The organism is Okeania sp. SIO2F4 (assembly GCF_010672385.1).
GTDB lineage: Bacteria > Cyanobacteriota > Cyanobacteriia > Cyanobacteriales > Microcoleaceae > Trichodesmium.
In genome coordinates this window covers 1-6,415 of sequence record NZ_JAAHGT010000553.1, presented here as the reverse complement: position 1 = coordinate 6,415, position 6,415 = coordinate 1, and the positions used below count along the sequence as shown (strand labels likewise).

General features: G+C 37.2%; 2 protein-coding genes. Both read left to right on the top strand.

Going from position 1 to position 6,415, the window contains the following annotated elements; translation table 11 throughout:
* Nucleotides 1-3,604 (top strand): type I polyketide synthase (locus F6K22_RS27320; protein ID WP_293105337.1); only part of this gene is annotated, 3,604 nt, incomplete at its 5' end.
* Nucleotides 3,605-3,738: 134 nt separating this feature from the next.
* A partial coding sequence (locus F6K22_RS27315; RefSeq protein WP_293105336.1) for a non-ribosomal peptide synthetase occupies nt 3,739-6,415 on the top strand: 2,677 nt, incomplete at its 3' end.

The window sequence follows — 6,415 nt, the reverse complement described above, 5'->3', positions numbered from 1 at the left end:
TAATAAAAAAAATTACTGTGCTATAGGTTCGGTAAAAACAAATGTCGGGCACTTAGTTTCCGCAGCAGGAATTACAAGTTTAATTAAAGCTACAATAGCTTTGCAACAGAAAGTTATACCTCCTACTATTAATTTTGAAACACCTAATCCGCAAATAGATTTTGAGAATAGCCCATTTTTTGTTAATACCAAACTATCAGAATGGAAAACTAATGGCATTCCCCGTCGTGCTGCTGTCAACTCAGCAGGAATAGGTGGCACAAATGCTCATGTCATTTTAGAAGAAGCTCCTGTTGTAGAAGTTGCTCCCAGTTTGCGACAACATCAACTATTATTACTTTCGGCGCGTACCCCTTCTGCTCTAGAAACAGCAACAGAAAATTTAGTCAACCATTTAAAAGATAACCCTACCATCCCACTTGCTGATGTTGCCTACACTCTACAAGTAGGTCGCAAAGCATTCCCTCACCGACAAATAGTTGTACTTAAAGATATAGAAGATGCAGTTACAGTATTAGAAACAAAAGACCCTGAGCGAATTTTCAGCAACTTCAACGAATCAAATAATTCCTCCGTAGTCTTTATGTTTAGCGGACAAGGTTCCCAATATGTCAACATGGGGCGAGAACTCTATGAAACTGAAGTCGTATTTCGGGAAGAGTACGATCGCTGTCGGGAGTTACTCAAACCACACTTAGATATAGATATATATTCTTTATCCGACTTAAACCAAACTGCCATTGCTCAACCAGCACTATTCATTATCGAATACTCCCTCGCCAAATTATGGATGTCATGGGGAGTGACTCCTACTGCAATGATAGGTCATAGTATTGGAGAATATGTAGCTGCTACTTTAGCTGGCGTTTTTTCTCTGGAAGATGCTTTGATGTTAGTGGCAACTCGCAGTCGTTTGATGCAGCAACAACCAGCGGGGGCAATGTTATCCGTAAGTTTGTCTGCTGCTGAAGTAGAGTCTCTCTTGGCAGAAACTAAAATTTCTGGAGTAGAGTTAGCAACTAATAATGCTCCATCTTTGAGTGTAGTTTCTGGCAGTTTTGCAGCTATAGCAGAATTAGAAAATTTGCTGACTAACAGAGAAATAAACAGTCGTTCTTTGCATACATCTCATGCTTTTCATTCTCAAATGATGGATGCAGTCGTCGAACCATTTACAGAAGCAGTCAAAAAAGTCAAACTTAATCCCCCCCAGATACCATTTATTTCTAATGTGACTGGTAGTTGGATAACAGAGAATGAAGCTGTGTGTCCGAGTTACTGGGCAAAACATCTGCGTCAACCAGTACGGTTTAGTGAAGGTATTGGAGAATTATTAAAAGACAGGGAGCGCATTTTTCTGGAAGTCGGACCTGGACGCACTCTGACAACCTTTGTCAAACAACAAGCAGGGGAAAGGGTTGTATTATCTTCGTTGCGCCATCCTAAAGACAAGGAGTCAGATACGGCATTTTTGTTAAATACTCTGGGCAAACTTTGGTTAGCAGGGGTAAAAATAGATTGGTTAGAATTTTCTGCTACTGAAGAGCGTCGTCGTATTCCTTTGCCAACCTATCCGTTTGAGCGTCAGCGTTATTGGGTAGAAGCAGGAGAAGGAATCAGTAGGGGTGATTCGCGAATCACCCGTACGGAAGTCAGAAGCAAAACTGAAGATTTATCGAAAAAAGAGGATGTTAGTGATTGGTTTTATGTTCCTAGTTGGAAGCGCGATATTTTACCATCGGCAGATTTTTCTCATCACAAACCCTGGTTAGTTTTTGTGGATGATTCAGAATTTTGTTCTGCTTTTTGCCAGAGATTGAACAGTGAATATGGAGTGGAAGTTATTCAAGTCAAAATTGGTAATGACTTTCACAAAACAGACAATAATATTTATACTATCAATCCTGAAAAACGGGATAATTATGATGTTTTGTTTGCCGAAGTTTGTGCATTGGGAAATATTCAAAATATTGTTCACTTCTGGAGTTTAATACCAGCTCAAACTTATGAAGGATTTCAGGATTTAGGATTCTATAGTTTGCTGTATTTAGCACAAGCATTAAATAGTCAAAATATTAATAACCCATTACAGATAGGAGTAATTTCTAGCAATATTCAAAATGTGACTGGGTTAGAAACAATTATTCCAGAAAAATCAACTGTATTAGGTGCTTGTAAAGTCATCCCTCAAGAATTTATTAATATAAGTTGTTGTCACATCGATATAGAAAAATCTGAAATTTCAGACAATATCTCTACCATAAAAATTGACCAACTAATTTTAGAGTTAGCAGCAGATTTTACCACTCCAACAGTTGCTTATCGTAACGGGCGACGGTGGGTAGAAACTTTTGAACCTCTTAAGTTAGAAAAGGTTTCAGAAAATAAACGATTAAGAGAAAAAGGAGTTTATTTAATTACAGGAGGAATGGGAGGTATTGGTTTAGCGATCGCTGAATATTTAGCTGAAACAGTACAAGCAAAATTAGTATTAATTGGGCGTTCAGAATTTCCTCCCAAATCTGAGTGGGAAAATTTACTCAAAACTTGGGAAACTTTTCTGCAAAAAGGGGGAGAAAGTAATCCTGTAATTACAAAAATTCAAAAGTTACAAGAGCTGGAAAATTTAGGTGCAGAAGTTTTGATTCTTCAGGCAGATGTTGCTAATAAAGAACAGATGCAAAAAGCAGTAGATATAGTATCTGAAAAATTTGGCAACATTCATGGAGTAATTCATGCTGCGGGAATTATTGGTAAAGGTGAAACTAAACTCAAAACACCAGAAACAGTCGAACCTATTTTTGCTCCTAAAGTTAAAGGAACATTAGTGATAAATGAAATTTTCCAAGATACTAAATTAGATTTCCTAGTTTTTTGGTCTTCCATTAGTTCAATAATTGGTGGTATTGGGCAAATAGATTATGCTGGAGCAAATGCTTTTCTTGACAAATTTGCTAATTGTAAAACCGACCAATTTACAGCATCTATTAATTGGGATATATGGCAAGAAGTAGGAATGGCAACCAATGTTAATTTGCCAGAAGAATATAAAAAGCGACATGAAGAAAATCTCAAACAAGCTATTGCCACTCAGGAAGGAATAGAGGTCTTTAACCGAATATTACAAGGAAACCAATTAGAGCTAAATAATTTCTCTCAGGTAGTAGTATCAACAAAATCTTTTCCAGCAAGAATCGAACAATCTTTTAATCTAAAATCAGAAATTCAGCAGACATTAGAGGAAAATAAAGTTTCTAAATCAATTCATTCACGTCCAAATTTAGCAAATGCTTATGTCGCACCCCGAAATGATGTAGAGGAAAAAATTGTCAAAGTTTTAGAGGAACTTATCGGCATAGAAAAAGTAGGTATTTATGACAACTTTTTTGAAATTGGAGGTCATTCATTATTAGCAACACAGGTTAATTCTCGACTCAAAGAAATGTTTCAAATAGAAATAGCAATGGAGGATTTTTTTGATGCACCAACAGTGGCAGGAATTTCCGAAAAAATTAAATCGGCGCAAGAAAAAAATAATGGTTTTAAGCCACAAAAAATTATGGCAGTGTCTCGCGCAGCATATCGGGGAAAGTTGAATGAATAAAAGCTCGTAGTTGCGCTTTAGCGCCAGGGAAATATTTAGGGCTAAAGCCCTACTACAAACAAAAATTTTTTGAGATATCAAAAATTATTCAATTATATAACTACTAACTATTTATTACTTACTACTCAAAAAAAATGACAACAAGCAATACTTTAATTCCAGAGGATAAAAAATATAGCCAAGAAGATGTATTTATATTTCCCACATCTTTTCCTCAAAAAAGAATTTGGCTATTATCACAAATCGATCCAAATAATTACGCCTATAATAATTATTCAGCAATCAAATTAAAAGGAGAAATAAATCTAATTACTCTAGAGAAAACCTTAAATGAAATTGTACGTCGCCATGAATCATTACGAACTAAATTTGCCATAGTCAAAGGCGAACCAGTTCAAGTTGTTTTACCATCCCTAACTTTAAAACTAGCATTAACAGATTTACAAACAATACCAGATAATCAAAAAGAAGCTAAAGTAAAACAACTAATAGAACAAGAAATAAAACAACCTTTCGATTTAAAACAACTACCACTAATCAGATTTTCTCTACTACAACTTAGAGAAAACGAATATATATTAATCACCGTTATTCATCACATAATTTCTGATGGATGGTTTGGGAAAGTAATGATGGGAGAAATGGCAACACTATACACAGCATTTACCCAAAATCAACCATCACCACTACCAGACCTTCCCATCCAATACGCTGACTACACCATCCACCAAGAAAAATATTTACAAGGAAAGGTACTAGAAAACCTGATTAACTATTGGCAACAACAACTCAAAGACTTGCCAATGCTTGAGTTACCCACCGATAAACCGCGACCGACTGTAGAAACATATCGAGGCGCAACCAAAACCTTCAGACTCTCTCCAGAATTATGTAAAGCAATAAAAAATCTGAGTCAGCAACAAGGTGTAACCCTGTTTATGACATTGTTAGCAGCATTCAAAATTCTACTATTGCGGTATACGCAACAGAAAGATATTGCAGTCGGTACCCCCATCGCTAACCGCAACTCTACTGAAATAGAAAATTTAATCGGCGTTTTTATCAACACCTTAGTATTGCGCACCAACCTTGCAGACAACCCAACATTTTTAGAACTTCTAACTCAAGTACGCAAAATAGCTTTAGAAGCTTACACTCACCAAGAAATGCCATTTGAAAAGCTAGTAGAAGTCCTACAACCAGAAAGAGACTTAGGGCGATCGCCACTATTTCAGGTAATGTTTGTCCTGCAAAACAACCCTATCTCAACTGCAAAACTTCCAGGTTTAACCATAGAACCCATACCTATAGAAAACCAGACATCAAAATTTGACCTAACTCTGTATATGGAAGAGGTCTCGCCAGAAAAACCTTCTATGTTAGAACACAGTATGGGAGCATCAAATCTAACTGGGAGCGGAATGATAGGAGTCTTCGAGTATAATACAGATATTTTTGCTGCTGAAACTATTGAGCGGATGACGCAACATTTCCAAACTTTACTAGATGGCATTGTTGCGAACCCGAAGCAACTTATTTCTGAGTTACCCCTACTGACGGCGCAGGAGCAAGAAAAATTATTAGAGTGGAACAATACTAAAGTAGATTATCCTCAGACAACTTTACATCAACTTTTTGAGGCACAGGTAATAAAAACACCTGATGCTATAGCAGTAGAATTTGAGGGAGAAAAACTTACCTACCAACAACTAAATCAAAAAGCAGATCGACTGGCAATTTATTTACAAAGTCTGGGAGTAGGGGCGGATATTAAGGTAGGAATTTGTGTGGAACGTTCTCTGGAAATGGTAATAGGTTTATTGGGTATCCTCAAAGCAGGTGGCGCTTATGTACCGATAGATCCAAATTACCCATCCGAACGTATTGAGTTAATGTTATCTGATTCCGAAGCTTCGGTATTATTGACTCAAAAATATTTAGCTCCGACTCTACCAGAAACTCAAGCTCAGATTTTGTGTTTAGACAATGAGGAAATTTTCACTCAGCAGCACTCTGTCATTGCGAATGAAACAGAGTCTCAGCAAGCAATCTCTTGTTTAACTGAAAACCTTAACAGCGAAAATCTAGCTTACATTATTTACACCTCCGGTTCCACAGGTAAACCTAAAGGAGTACAAATACCTCACCGTGCTGTTGTTAACTTCTTACTCTCCATGCAGCAACAACCAGGTATGACAAAAGATGATGTACTTTTGGCAGTTACGACTATTTCCTTTGATATTGCTGGATTAGAAATTTATCTACCTCTAATTACTGGAGCCAAAGTTGTATTAGCAAGTCGCGCTACTGCCACAGATGGAATAGAATTAGCAAAACTAATTTCAACTTCCGGCACAACAATAATGCAAGCTACCCCCGCAACTTGGAGATTATTATTAGCTTCAGGTTGGCAGGGAAATCAAGATTTAAAAATTCTGTGTGGTGGGGAAGCTTTACCTACTGACTTAGCACAGCAGTTATTAAGTTGTGGTAATTCAGTCTGGAATTTATATGGTCCGACAGAAACAACTATTTGGTCAACAGTATCTCAGGTAGAAGCTTCTCAACTAGAAAAGATATCAATACCAATAGGTCGCCCCATAGCTAATACTCAGACATTTATACTTGACCATTACCAACAACCTGTACCAGTAGGAGTTGCTGGAGAACTATATATAGGTGGGGCGGGATTAAGTCGTGGTTATCTCAACCGCCCAGAATTAACTGCTGAAAAATTTATTTCTGCGATCCCCCTTCCTTCCCCCTTAACAACGGAAAAAATAGAAAAAGTTCCCCCCTTATCAAGGGGGA